Raw genomic sequence first — 13877 nt, 5'->3', positions numbered from 1 at the left:
ACAAAAAAATCAGTAAAATATCATAAAAAAGAGATCCCCGAGGTTCACCGGGGATGACGCCCTTTTTAAACGTATGAAACAAATATTCAAAAAAACAAAAGACATATTCCAAACACTGATCAGTTATGCTTGCTGGATTATTGGCAGTATACTCATCGTCACCTGCTGCTGTCCCCTTGCATGCCTGCCAGCATCGATACGCTATGATAACCGTCTTTATTTTTTTGTTACCTGGATATTTTCAAAACTTATTGTCTGGGGCTCCGGTGCAACTATTTCAGTAAGCTATCAAAGCCCACTTCCATCATATCCAGACAGCCCAGCACTCTTTTTAATGAACCACACCTCATCACTTGATATTCCTCTTTTTGAAACAATCATTGGCACATATCCGCATGTATGGATCAGCAAAGCATCATACAAAAAAATTCCACTTCTTGGTTTTTTGATTGGACGCATGCACGTGAGTGTACAGCGAGACAACCCAGAAGATACAAAAAAAAGTCTATTCACAACAATACGCCTGCTCAAAGACAAACCACGCCATCTACTTATTTTTCCAGAAGGCACGCGTCATCAAGATGGCCAACTGCACCCATTCAACCCCGGATTTGCTATTCTGGCAGCAAAACTCAAGCGTCCTGTTATTCCAGTCATGGTTGATGGCCTGCACAAGATTTTCCCTAAAAAACGATTTCTACTTGATTCCTCTGTTCGTGAGGTTAAAATTGTAGTTGGCAGTCCACTCTGCATCCAGCAGTCAGAATCTATTAAAGATTTTTGTCAGCGCGTTCATACAACTTGCAACGACTTACTTGCAAGCATACGCTGACCAGTCACACGGAGGGGTAATAAAATAGTCCCTTGTTTAAACAACGTGAGGAGACCATGCTGTTACATTTTGCCTACGCATACACATTTGCCATAACCATACCTGTCCTGTTTGCCGCTTTTTTATATCACATGAAGTTTTACAAAGCGCCAGTCTACCAATATCCACTTGCAGACACAATTGCACGAGCCGGCTACGGCCAACGCACGTATCGACAAAAATTGCTTGCGGCTACTCGTTTTTTATTGCTGCTTCTGCTTGCATTGCTTATCGCTCGACCACAATATGTTGATCAACGATCAAAGATTAATGTTGAAGGGATTAGCATTGCGCTGGCAATCGACATTTCTGAAAGCATGCAAGTTTTTGACGATTTAAAAGACCGTCGCTCACGTATTGAAGTTGCAAAAAAAGAAGCTATTCGGTTTATTGAAAAACGGGACAACGACCCAATTGGCATTGTTATTTTTGGACGAGAAGCACTCTCGCGCTGCCCACTCACACTAGACAAAAGCATGCTCAAAGAACTTGTTGGAAACATAAAAATTGGCATGATTGAGTCTAACGGCACATGGCTGGGCACCGGCATGGCAACAGCCATCAACCGCCTGCGCAACGTCAAATCAAAAAGCAAAATACTTATTCTGCTTACCGACGGCGAACCAACACCACCAGAAAAAATTGACCCCGAAACGGCCACACAACTCGCTCAAGACCTGGGCATTAAAATTTATACCATCGGCATTGGCAGCGAAAAAGGTGGTTATATTTACCATCCATTTGGCGGCGTACAACCAATTCAAAACAGCCTGAACGTGCCACTTCTGCAAGACATTGCACAAAAAACTGGTGGTCAGTTTTTTAGGGCGCGCAACCCAGCTGACATGCGTGCAATTTACGACAAAATTGACAAGCTTGAAAAAACTGAACAAGAAACAAATGTTTTTAGCCGCTACTATGAGGCTTTTGCACTGTTTTTTTGGATGTTGTTATGCTTGTTGGGAGTGGAGTTATTTCTACGATTTTTCATGTGGCAGGGGTTATAGATCATGATAAATTTTTTAAACATCCATTTTGCTGGGGCTGAGCGAATCATCTGGGCGCCACTTTTTTTGATTGGCATTTTTTTAGTCGTACGCAATCTTGTTCGTATCAAAAAGATTGTCAGCATCTTGGTGTATCCAACGCATGAGAAAATGTTGCTCAAAAATTTTTCAAGAGCAAAGCTCGCTCTCAAAACATTTTTGTTCAGCGCAAGTCTTGTTTTGATCTTTTTTGCACTCCTGCAACCACAGTGGGGCAAAAAAGACCAAGTCATTCAACAGGAAGGTCGTGATCTAGTCATTATTTTAGACATCTCCCGCAGCATGCTGGCAAAAGACATTAAGCCAAGCAGGCTTGATTTTGCCAAGCACAAAATACGATCACTGCTTGAACGACTCACCTTCGAACGTGTTGCCTTAGTTCTTTTTTCTGGTTCTGCTTTTATTCAATGCCCGCTCACAGCTGATCATGCAGCGTTTTTAATGTTTCTTGATCACGTTGACGTTGAAACCATTTCATCTGGCACAACATCGATTGACAAAGCACTTTCAAAAACGGTAGAAATTTTTGAAAATACTGAAGGCAAAAAACACAAGCTTGCACTCCTGGTGACTGACGGAGAAGACTATTCAGTAAATCTTGACAGCAGCAAGTCACATGCAATTAAAGAAAACATAACGCTACTTGCCCTTGGTGTTGGCACACCAGATGGTGCACCAATTCCAATTATTGACCATGCAGGCAACCAGCGCGGCCATGAACTTGATGAGTTCGGCAAAGTCGCGCTGACCAAACTCAATGAGCCACTTCTTAAAGATATCTGCTCAAGCTTGCATGGCACTTACTTGACCTGCAGCTATGATGACAGTGATCTAAGTCAGCTAACTAAAAAAATACAGAGTTTTGAAAAAGAAAAATTTATGGATAAAAAGCTTTCCTTGTACGAAGACCAATATCCACTCTTTTTAGCTGCGGCATGGGTATTATTGGTGTTGGATTGGATTTTGTAGGAGGTGTTTATGATGATTTTTTTAAGGACTAGATCCCGGCTCGGGGGCCGGGATGACAAAAGCGTAAAAGACCAGCCCGGCAAACAGAGAATCGTCATTCCCGACGCTGATCGGGAATCTGGCCACAATGTGTTTAAGGCTAAATGGCTAGCACGTCGTGCATGCATAGCACTGCTGCTCGTTTTGGCCACAACACAAAACGTCCACTGCTTTGATTGGTCATGGCTTAACCCTTTCGGCAAACGGTACGAAAAACAGTCTGCGCAAGATGCAATCTCGCAGCTGCAAAAAGAACAAGTCAACAAACCACTTGATCCAAACATAAACTACAACCTAGGTGTTGCCTCCTACAAAGCAGGAAAATATGCTGACGCTATCGCAAACTTTGGTCGCTCACTGCAGCACAGCAACAATGAGGCACTTAAAATACAAAGTCTTTTCAACTTGGGTAACAGCCACTACAAAAATGCATTGTCAGCACTGCCCAAAAAGTGGGAAGATGCCAAAACAAATGTTGATCTGAAGATCCTTGACCAGGCAATTGAATCGGCTAAAAGCAGTATCGCTCGCTATGACGAACTGCTTGATTTGGACCTTGAAGACGACGAGATGACACACACCAATAAAAAAGCTGCCGAAACACTACTCAAAAAGCTTGAAGAAAAGAAGCAACAACAGCAACAAAAAAATGACCAAAAACAAAATAACAAAGATCAAAAAAACCAAGATAACGATCAGAATGATCAAGACCAAGACGACAATGACCAACAAAACCAGGATCAAGACAATCAGCAAGACAGCCAAGACAACGAGTCAGACAACGAGCAAAATGATCAAAAACAAAACAAGAAAAATAAACAAGATAAAAAGTCAAAAAAGAACAAGCAGGATCGCAACAACGACCGAAATCAAGATGATCAACAAGGTAGCGGGCAAGACGAACAAGACAACTCAAATCGCGACGAACAGGACAGGCAAGATCAGCAATCAGGCAATGAACCTGAAGCAGACGAGCAAGAAAGCAAAGACTCCGGCCATGACAAACAAGACGATCAGGGAGAACAAGAATCTGATCAGTCCAAAGATAAACAGAGCCGCGGGGATAACAACCCCACGGACCAACAAGAACGTAATAATGGCGGTCAAGACGAATTTTGCGATCAAAAACACGACAAACCTCAATCATTAGACGAAGATCAAACTACTGCTCCTAATTCTCATAGTAAAGAAAAAGAACAGGAAAAACAAGGAGAAAGTGGCTCTGATCAAGGCCTTTTCGCTGCTCAAGCCCAGCATGACGCTGAAGGTGAGAAAAGCAAAGAGGCTCATGGGGTGCTTGATTACCTGCAAGCCGACGAGTCAAAATTGCAAAAACAGGTCATGCAATATCACACACAAGGTAGACAAAATAACCTACGAATGGGACAAAAACCATGGTAAGATCGAGCATGAACACGGTAAAAATAACAGGTTTTATGCTTTACTTGCTCTGTATTGGGCAGGCTATAGCACTCAATGTCACTCTGGGCCTTGAAGATGCCACCCAGCAAGGCAATAGCTTTGTTGTCGGGGCTGGCCAAACTTTTACGCTTAAAGTAAATGTGCAAGGTGGAGACCGAAATACAAGCGATATTGACGTTGCCGGCCTTGACCAGTTTCAAATACATGGCACCAGCAGGTCAACCAACATTACCATGGTCAACAATCAACTCACTTCGGACACAACGCATTTTTATCATCTGACCGCACCACATGCAGGCAGCTTTACACTGGGGCCCGCAACTGTAACAACCATTGGAACGCGGGCACAGTCAAATGCGCTCCAGCTCAATGTACAAAACCACCCTGCAGCAGGCGGCAACATGCCCGGCAGGCAGCAGCAAGGCGCAAAGCCTGCTCAAACCCAACACGAGGTGTTTTGTAAGTTACATGTACCTAAAACGTCCATCGTCATGGGGGAACCGCTCACGCTAACCATCATGATTTATGCTTGCGGACCTATTTTAGGGGTAGGCATGGACAGCCCAACCTGCAATGGGTTTATTCGTAAAGAGATTACACAACCAACACAACGTCAAGAATATATCAACAATATTGCCTACCAAGTTACCGAAAAGAAATTTATTTTACTCCCAACACAGCAAGGCACCCGCACCATTGAACCAATAAAGATTATTTATAATGTTCAAATGCCGGCACGCCAACAACGTCGCTCACGTAGTCTTTTTGACGAAGCATTTCTTGATAACTTCTTCAGCAACCGTGTAGAACAAAAACAAACGTTATCAGATCCGCTGACCATCGAAGTCAAACCATTACCAGCACATACTCCTGCAGCAAACGGCATTGGCCAGTTTGACAACTTCACTGCACATCTTGAAAAACAGACCACAACAGCTCATGAGCCAGTGCTGCTGACGCTTGAAGTTGATGGCTATGGCAACGTGGAACATATCAACCACCCAGATCTTTCTTTGCCTGCTCACATCAAGTCATACCCGTCAAAATCTGACTTCTTACCGCGCTCAAACCCTGAAATCCCTGAAGGTAAAAAACGTTTTGAATACGTACTACAAGCAAGTAAACCAGGCACCTGGACAATCAAAGAACAAACGTTTACTTACTTTGACACACAAACAAATTCATACAAAACACTGACCACAAATCCATGCGTACTGCACGTGCAAAGCAACAGCGGACAGACACTTGTTGCCACCAACGATCGGGAAGAAGAGTTGGAAGACACAAGCCCTGAACCAACTCAAAACGAGCAAACACAACAAACAATTGACGATATTGCCTACATCGCACAAGACTACCAAAGACAAACATCAACACCATCGTTTTCGTTCACCTTCTTTTTGGCATTACTGTTGTTGCCGCTTGCATGGTACCGCAGAGATGCACTTCGCGCTTTCAGACCGCTTGCACGCCTGCCCTTCTTAAAAAAGCATTATGAGAAAAAGCAATACACGCAATTTGGTAAAACCTTTGAAAAATTAGAAAAAACCCAAGATACTTGCGCTCTTTACCAATTCTTTTTACAATTCTTATCACACAAATTTTCTATCCCCTCAAATGAGTTTGAGCAGGATTTATGCAAACAAGCACTCCTCAAAGAAGGTGTAGAGCAAGAAAAAGTCGAGGAGTTTTTAAACTACCTAAATGATTGCGCTCGTGTTTATTTTACACGCCAATCATATGAAAACGACAACTTGGCCGAGCTTTTCAAAAAAGGAAAGTACTGGCTTTTGTTTCTGAGCAAATAGTTAATCTTAAAACCGTAACCATTTTTGCCTTATGAAAAAATTATATCAGATACTTTTACTCATTTTATTTGCCACTGCCATTCAGCCCCTACAACCGCTACATGCTAAGCCAAATGCTAACGAAAAACTTTTTTCTCAAGCAAATGGACTCTACAAAAAAGGCGACTATGACAGCGCCTATCAACTGTACGCAAAAATCAGCCCCAAAAACGCCAAAGTTAACTACAACATGGGTAATTGCGAATACAAACGTGGTAACTATGGTGCAGCACTTGCTTTTTGGCGCAGGGCCGAAAAAGAGTGGGGTGTCTTCGGACGCGAGGAACTACTGCACAACATTGATTTTCTTAAAAAAGTTATAGCACACAACAAAAGCGACCTTGAGCATGAAACCTGCGACGGACAGGCACTACACGGCCATGATTCTTTCCTTGGTTCCATGACAAGCTCAGCTCGCTCGCTCTTACGCTCAATGCCTCTATTTTCGCTTCAGGTTGCATTTTTATTTTTCTGGCTCCTGTTTCTTGCCGCCCTACACTTTCTTCAACGACGTCGCAAATTTGTGCTCAGTACATGCTGTTTATTCTTGGCCGCAAGCGGTGCACTCGTCGGTTTGAAATATGGCATCGACTACAAGCAGCAAGGCATTGTTGTTATCAAGAAAGGCAACTTACTCTCTGGGCCGGGTGATAACTTTCACGTCATTGGCTCACTGTGTGAAGCACAGGAAGTTGTCATTGATGGCATCTCCGATGAATTCTATAAAGTCAAAATAAACAACCAAACTGGGTGGATCGCCCAAAAGAACGTTATTCTTATTTAGGTTGTTTAGCTTGGCTGCGGCAATTTTCGACTTTTAACAGACTATAAATATAATATTCGTCATCCCTGCCTCCGAGCTGGGATCTAAAGCAACACAAAAAACATAGACTCCGGACTTGATCCGGAGTGACGAATAAAAAGGGACTAACTCATGAACAAGCATATGCACATGACAGTATTTCTGGCTGCACTCACCGTCCTGCCAAACTGTGGCAAACACGAACAAGAGGGTCGCCTGGTTGGCGCTGCATCAGGCGCAGCCATCGGCTCAAGTGTTGCCGGCAAACATGACAAAGCAACAGGCACGCTGCTCGGTGGACTGATCGGTAGCATTGTTGGTGGTCAGGCCGGCCGCGATGCTGACGAACGAAGCCAACGCATACAACGACGCCTACAACAACAAGAAATGGCAACCCTCAGACATGAGAACCAAGAACTGCGCAAAAGCCACATCAAGTGGTGCTGTAATTGTGGCCAAGAAGTCCGCCTGATTGGGGCACAAAGCTGCCCACTCTGCGGAGGGGAGCTCATTCGAGAAAAATACTGCCACCTGTGTAGCACAAGCTTTGGGCCAAAGTCCACGTATCGCTTTTGCCCGTACTGCCCAAAAAGCACCAAGCTCTGCATGCGATAATCAAACCCTTCATCTCAGGCACAAAGTTTTAGTAGCATAAAGCCGTAAAAAAAATAGTATCCTCAAACTACAAGGAGACGGTTTTATGAAAAATATTATGCTTTGCTTGGCCCTGCTTACACTTTTACCAGCTTGCACTGGTGGTAAAAAGAAACATGGAGACCACAAGCACACCCACCATGGCAAGCGTCACCACCAACACCATCGTGGCAAACACCATGATCACCAACATAATCATGATGTAGAACCACTTGATTACGAGCAGGAGCATACAGGCAAACATGGCCATCATCGCAAACACACGCATCAGCACCATGGCAACAAAAAACACACTAACGTTGACCATGACGCGCTAACACGCCGCGCCCTGCACACGCAAGAGCGCAAAGAAATTGTCGATCTTGATGTGCAAGAACTTATTGCCAAACTTAATCAGGCCTTTGCCGACGAATGGATAGCCTACTACCAGTACTGGATGAGTGCAAAATTGGTCAGAGGCCCACTACGTACCGAAGTTGTTGAAGAACTTGAAGAGCACGCAAAAGAAGAGTACAAACATGCTGAAATGCTTGCAGACCGCATCGTACAACTTGACGGCATACCGCTGATCTCGCACGAGCAGTGGTCAAAGTATGCAGGCTGCAGCTACGATGCAACCAAAGATTCGTACGTCCGATCAGTACTAATCGAGAACATCAAAGGCGAGCAGTGCGCCATTAAAACCTACAACGAATTGCTCAACATGGTTGAAGGCAAAGACCACGTAACAACCGATATATTGCTTGATATCCTCAAGGATGAAGTTGAACACGAGGAAGATTTGAGACGGTTGTTGGAAGAACTTGACGCTATGGAAGCAGGGCAAAATAGCTAGAATATTCCAATTCCTACCCCCTTTTTGATACAGTGTAGTATAGAGAGTGTGCTGTAAAAATGGCAAAAACCATACTAACCACAACTCTCAAAGGGGGACTTACTTATGAAAAGAATCGCAATCCTTGCATCTATTGCATTAATCAGTGCAGTTTCACTACTGCCTGGCTGTAGCAAAAAAGACAAACGCACCGCTGTGGGCACCGTTATTGGTGCTGCTGCAGGCGCCGGTATTGGTGGCGCTGCAGGAGGCGGAACTGGTGCAGCCATCGGCGGTGTTGCCGGCGGTGTAACTGGTGGCCTGATTGGCAGAAGTACCGCAAAAGACAAGTAAAAAAGAAGAGCCCCCGATTTTTCGGGGGCTCTTCTTTTTTAATCTGAATACTAAAAACCTAAGCCCTACTATGAACGAAATGAGCAAATCTACAAGAATCATATACTCCTTGCACAATAAAATACCACAGACTACCGCCTGCTAAATGAGTATAAGGAGAACCTGCCCCTCCAATCAACCTGCCAATCAACCTGGCAGTATTAAAGCACTTAGCTGACAAAAACGCCATATAAGCACCATGACCAACCGAAACACTATAATAAAATAACTCTTTTTTTGTGCTATTTGATCTTAGTCTGTGACTCATAAAAAATCTTGATGAAGTAAAGTAATCAAATACACTCTTGTATATAAGACAAATTACAAAACACGCACGTTGACGCTGGAACAAATCCCCTAAGCAAAAACGAACGTAAACCTCTTTGTCCATGCATTTTTTTAAGTACATTAGATATTCTTTGCTAAGGCTCGTAGAAAACATCAGTAATTGATCGAGACCAAACATACTAAGCACCCCCAACGCCACACCTGCAGTCGCCAACAAACGAGGATACGAACCCCATGGACGTAAATCAGCTAGTTGCTGATCTTGAGCTAGTTGTTGATTTTGAGCTGGTTGTTGGTTTTGAGGATTTCCTTCAAATTGCCCAAAGATTTCTTGAAACGATTGCCGTTGTCTTGCAGCTGTACCCATGACCGGGCTGACCGGCATAAGCATGCAAGCAAATGAAAGCAGCAACGTTTTTGAAATGACATTCTTCATAAATAACCTCCATTTACCCATTTTGCCCAGCAAGACTGTACCACGCAAGATCACTAAGGGACACTTGCTGGTTGTTGTATGGACACAAGAAACAATCTTTTTCTGATGAAAATTTTCCAGCAGAATTGCTATGTTGATCAGCATCAAAATCAACTGATCTTTTTTTAATACAGTTGTGGCACATTGCCACTTGATTATTACTTCTTAAAACAAAACGTTTGTCTTTCCAGTCATCCGACTCTTGCGCACAAACACCACAACAACTAACATCAGCTTTGGCAAACTGCTGTTTATTAAAAATTTCTGTCTTATTAGAATCCAAAATAGCGTCAAAACGTGCTGACCGTTCAAGAAATTCTTGCTGCCATTTTTTCCACAAATGCAAGTCATCTCGAGATACTTTTTTATTTTTTCGATCAAAACCAACGTTAATGATGTACTCGACAAGAAAGTCACCAGAATTATTCAAAACACTTTTAGAAACTATATAATTTTGACCATCAATCGTTTCCCATTGATAGTTCGGCTGCATGCCTTGAGTTATTTTATCTTTTGAAAGCACTTGCGCGGCATTGCTGTATGCTTCATCTGCTCGCAGATACAGCGTCTCATTTTTTCTCTGCCCCCATTGTTCATTTCCAGCTTCATCAAATCCAGTTTGCCTTTGCGTTTGACAGTCAAACGGCAAAAAATTATATCCATTTATTTGCTCGTAAACATAATCGTTAAGGGGAACATGAACATATCGTGCCAGTTGCCAACAATCACGCATATTTTTAAAAAATGAGTAACTCAATCCGCCCAGTAACACAACATCAACAAAATCTAACCAGCTCTGTTTGGCAACTCCACGCCAAACACTCAGCCCAACTAAGTACATAAGCCCTGCCGACACAAGTCCTGCAGATCCAGCACTCACTCCGTTAATCTGGCAATGGGTAGACGTTCCAAGCGTATAATTCTTCTTTGCATAGCGTGTGAGACCATACAGTCCACTGAGCACGACTAACGCCAGGGTTAAAGAGTTACTTTTGACAACATGCGAAAGTAAGTAACAAGTTAAAGCAGCACCAACACCAGCCGCTTCAGAGCGCGACCAGGCGCTTACCATGCATTTTTGCCATCCAGACAAAGCTTGCTGCTGGACCTCTGCCCCGTGCTGTTGCTGACGCTCAGGTAAAGCAAATGTTGGCGTTGTGGGTGTAAGGGTGCAAACAAGAGAAAACAGCAATGTTTTTGAAATAATATTCTTCACGATAAAACCCCCATTTGTATATACATATAGAAATATTTTACCATACCCCAAAAAAGAGCGCAAACGCCCCTACTCAGCACAAAAACAACAATAAAAACCGCTCTTACAAGGCTTTACCTTCTTTTTATCGTACTCTTCATACTGCCCATTGCAAAGCAATCAAAGCGCGTTATACTTGTAAAACACGCGTTAAAACGGGGTTAAATCACAAAGACAAGGTCTTTAAATAATAAATTATGGATATAAACAGTTCACCAGCAAGTCAAAACCTGCTCTCAGTGCAGAATCTGCGCGTTTCAATTGAAGACAAACCAGTACTAGACGGCATTGACTTGGACATCAAACCAGGCCAAATTCACGTCATTATGGGACCAAATGGATCAGGCAAAAGCTCATTTGCCCAAACATTGATGGGTCATCCTCGCTATGAAGTTACAGATGGTCAAGTTTTGTTTGGTAGCACCTTGGTTAACGAGCTCTCACCAGACAAGCGTGCCAAACTTGGTATGTTTTTGGCTATGCAAAGCCCACTCGAAATTGAAGGGCTCAGCCTCAAGCACTTTTTGCGCTATGCCTACAACGCCCAGTATGATGGCACTGACAAGCAGCTCAGACTCAAGCAGTTTGCCCACCTGCTAATCGAGAAACTGGACATGTTGGACATGGACACAAAGTTTGCTGAACGTGCACTCAATGTCGGTTTTTCTGGCGGTGAACGTAAACGCGTTGAAATGCTGCAACTTGCAGTCTTACAACCAAAACTAGCTATCCTTGACGAAATTGACTCTGGCCTTGATATCGACGCACTCAAAGTTGTGTGCAACACGCTCAACACAGTCAAAGCTGACAACCCAGGCATGGCCGTACTGTTGATCACACACTACACACGAATCTTGAAACACATTAACGCTGACGTTGTACACGTACTGCGCGATGGTAAGGTTGTGCGTAGCGGTGGACCAGAACTTGCCCAAGAACTGGAAACCGAAGGCTACAAATAAAATAAAAAATCCCCCCTCAAAAAAATTGGGCTCATCATGAACCGAACAAGACAGCGTTTAGCAGTATTTTTCTGCACCTGTTTAATGAGCTTTTCAAGCAGCTTTGCAACCAAAAGCTTTGCTGAACAACTCAGCATTATTCTTTGTCGTCCATACTCTGAAAACCTTGAGTATGAAATCGCAAGACTCAAGAAAGCAAAAAGCGATCAAAAAGCAATCATCAGAATGGAGTATCAACTAAAGGAAAGAATCAAACAAGAAAATGCTGATCAAATAAAAGCATTTAACAACTTGCTCACACAACATAATGTAAACTACTTTACACAAACCAAAGAGCATGGAGCTACGCTTGCTCATCACGTTCTTTCTATGAGCCCCACCTTTTTTACAATGCTTATTAAACAAGATGGATTTGATGTTGACTGCGTTGATGACTTTAGAAACTCACTTCTGCATTGGGCAGCCTTACGCTGCAAACTGGACTCTGTAAAGTTGCTGCTCTCTTACAACGCGAATGTTAATGCCTTAAATTCCAGAGGCCTTACACCCCTAGATTTTGCACACAAAAACGAACACGATCTCAATACCTACTTGGAGGAAGAACGAAAAAACAGAAGACGACCACCTGTTGAAACCCTTACTCAAAAATCACTCTCCACACAAGTCATCCAAATATTACAAGCTGCTGAAGCAAAAACGGGCAAAGAAATTTTTGGCGCAATCACACAGTAGCTTATTTACACTCTTGCTCCATGGAGTTCAAATCTTCAAGCAAGCGAGTTAAATCTTCTTCATGCTTAACCTCATCTTTGAGTATTTCTAAAATCATATCAGCGGTTACGTGGTCTTTGCCATCAACCATGTTCAAGATTTCTTGGTACTCACGAATTGCGCACTGCTCACCTTTAATGTTTTCCTCAAGTACCGCACGAACATAGGCATTTTGTGTAGCATCATATCCACATCCTGCATGTTTACTCCATTCTTCGTGCGTCAACAACGGGATACCATCAAGTTGGATAATACGATCGCCAAGCATTTGCGCGTGCTTGAGCTCTTCGCCTGCATGCTCTTCAAGCTCTAGAACTACCTGCGCTCGAATTGGGCCACGTACCAGCTTTGCACACAGCCAATACTGGTAGTAGGCTATCCACTCGTCTGCATATGCTTTATTCAGCCGCCTGATAAGCTCTGGCAAGTCAACGCCAACTATTTCTGCTCGCTGTGATTTGTCTGCTGCACTTTTTGCTTTTTGTGACATATGATTTTCTCCTTTTTAAAGAACTACTTCGTTTGATAGATCCTGACTCGGCGGCCAGGATGACGAGCAAACATCATCCCCACAATACAAAAAAGCATCGCCTATGACAAGCACTGTGAAAAGTACAACAAACCATTTTGCAAAAAGTATTGATGTTGGCAAACTGAACGTGATAGACTAAAAATATATGGGTTACCAATATCACGTTGGGGATAAGGGTTGTGAAAAAGCATGCATTCAATCTAATCGAGCTGATGATCGTTGTCGCAATTGTTGCATTTCTGGCAGCGGTTGCTCTCCCACAATATTCTCGTTACCTTGCAAAAGCACGTCAAACAGAAGTGATGGTCAACCTTGCCTCACTGCATACCGCTTTGCAGGCATACTACGCAGAGCATGGTCACTATACAAACGTATTAATCGGTGAAAATGGTATTGGTTGGAAACCGGACGGTTACCATGGCGGTGGTGAACAAGAAAATTTTTATTACACCTATGGCTTTAATTTTGCCGGTGCACAAGAAGGCGTGCACTACTTTACTGGCAAACTTAAAACCTCAAAAGAAGAACTGGGCAACACCTACGCTGACGGTGAACAGTTTTTGGTTAAGGCGGCTGGCAATCTAACCAGCAAAAAAGCCGATATTTGGCAAATCGACCAAGCACGAAAAATTGCACACACACAAGACGGTGTTGATTAGTCCTCTAGACATTTTTTCTCTTTGCGCTATTCTTTCAATCCTTTTTTACCATTATTTTTAAAAGCGTTTTATCAATTA

The 13877-nt window shown here is 43.1% G+C and carries 15 protein-coding genes; 12 read left to right on the top strand and 3 right to left on the bottom strand.

All coding sequences use genetic code 11. The features are described from left to right. Window positions 1-73: 73 nt before the first annotated feature. The 9 genes from H6679_01455 (at window position 74) to H6679_01415 (ending at window position 8818) form a co-directional block, all read left to right on the top strand. On the top strand, window positions 74-832 hold the full coding sequence (locus H6679_01455; protein ID MCB9492922.1) for a 1-acyl-sn-glycerol-3-phosphate acyltransferase: 759 nt from the start codon (window positions 74-76) through the stop codon (window positions 830-832). Between the two features lie 56 nt (window positions 833-888). Beyond that, on the top strand, window positions 889-1878 hold the full coding sequence (locus H6679_01450) for a VWA domain-containing protein (GenBank protein MCB9492921.1): 990 nt from the start codon (window positions 889-891) through the stop codon (window positions 1876-1878). Window positions 1879-1881: 3 nt separating this feature from the next. Beyond that, window positions 1882-2886 (top strand): VWA domain-containing protein, encoded by a 1005-nt coding sequence (locus tag H6679_01445; GenBank protein ID MCB9492920.1) that lies wholly within the window; start codon window positions 1882-1884, stop codon window positions 2884-2886. Window positions 2887-2895: 9 nt separating this feature from the next. Beyond that, window positions 2896-4326 carry a hypothetical protein gene (locus H6679_01440; GenBank protein ID MCB9492919.1) on the top strand — a complete coding sequence of 477 codons (1431 nt, stop codon included), beginning with the start codon at window positions 2896-2898 and terminating at the stop codon, window positions 4324-4326. Further along, window positions 4320-6155 carry a protein BatD gene (locus tag H6679_01435; protein ID MCB9492918.1) on the top strand — a complete coding sequence of 612 codons (1836 nt, stop codon included), beginning with the start codon at window positions 4320-4322 and terminating at the stop codon, window positions 6153-6155. The genes H6679_01440 and H6679_01435 overlap by 7 nt, the downstream gene beginning before the upstream one ends. A 31-nt stretch (window positions 6156-6186) precedes the next feature. Then, window positions 6187-6978 (top strand): tetratricopeptide repeat protein, encoded by a 792-nt coding sequence (locus H6679_01430; protein MCB9492917.1) that lies wholly within the window; start codon window positions 6187-6189, stop codon window positions 6976-6978. A 150-nt stretch (window positions 6979-7128) separates the two neighbouring features. After that, window positions 7129-7611, top strand: coding sequence for a glycine zipper 2TM domain-containing protein (locus H6679_01425; protein ID MCB9492916.1), 483 nt, complete (start codon window positions 7129-7131; stop codon window positions 7609-7611). 367 nt (window positions 7612-7978) lie between these two features. After that, a complete protein-coding gene (locus H6679_01420) occupies window positions 7979-8485 on the top strand; it encodes a ferritin (GenBank protein MCB9492915.1) in 507 nt (168 codons plus the stop codon). A gap of 105 nt (window positions 8486-8590) precedes the next feature. Beyond that, a complete protein-coding gene (locus H6679_01415) occupies window positions 8591-8818 on the top strand; it encodes a bacteriocin (protein ID MCB9492914.1) in 228 nt (75 codons plus the stop codon). Window positions 8819-8876: 58 nt separating this feature from the next. Here the strand turns inward: H6679_01415 and H6679_01410 are convergent, their stop codons facing one another. Beyond that, a complete protein-coding gene (locus H6679_01410; protein ID MCB9492913.1) occupies window positions 8877-9581 on the bottom strand; it encodes a hypothetical protein in 705 nt (234 codons plus the stop codon). Between the two features lie 13 nt (window positions 9582-9594). Continuing rightward, the gene (locus H6679_01405) at window positions 9595-10836 is read right to left on the bottom strand and encodes a hypothetical protein (GenBank protein ID MCB9492912.1); all 1242 of its coding nucleotides are present in this window, start codon (window positions 10834-10836) and stop codon (window positions 9595-9597) included. 236 nt (window positions 10837-11072) lie between these two features. Here H6679_01405 and sufC point away from each other — a divergent pair, with 236 nt between their 5' ends. Continuing rightward, window positions 11073-11837, top strand: a complete 765-nt coding sequence (gene sufC, locus H6679_01400) for a Fe-S cluster assembly ATPase SufC (GenBank protein MCB9492911.1) — start codon at window positions 11073-11075, stop codon at window positions 11835-11837. A gap of 36 nt (window positions 11838-11873) precedes the next feature. Next, window positions 11874-12569: an ankyrin repeat domain-containing protein gene (locus H6679_01395; protein MCB9492910.1), complete on the top strand. Its 696-nt coding sequence runs from the start codon at window positions 11874-11876 to the stop codon at window positions 12567-12569. 1 nt (window position 12570) lies between these two features. Here the strand turns inward: H6679_01395 and H6679_01390 are convergent, their stop codons facing one another. Then, on the bottom strand, window positions 12571-13098 hold the full coding sequence (locus tag H6679_01390) for a ferritin (GenBank protein MCB9492909.1): 528 nt from the start codon (window positions 13096-13098) through the stop codon (window positions 12571-12573). Between the two features lie 254 nt (window positions 13099-13352). On the opposite strand from H6679_01390, the gene H6679_01385 reads away from it, so the two are divergent. Continuing rightward, window positions 13353-13799, top strand: coding sequence for a hypothetical protein (locus H6679_01385; GenBank protein MCB9492908.1), 447 nt, complete (start codon window positions 13353-13355; stop codon window positions 13797-13799). The last annotated feature ends 78 nt before the right edge of the window (window positions 13800-13877 follow it).

The organism is Campylobacterota bacterium (assembly GCA_020633995.1).
Taxonomy (GTDB): domain Bacteria; phylum Babelota; class Babeliae; order Babelales; family RVW-14; genus JACKCO01.
The sequence above is the reverse complement of the archived record's forward strand: the minus strand, read 5'-3'. Positions and strand labels throughout refer to the sequence as shown.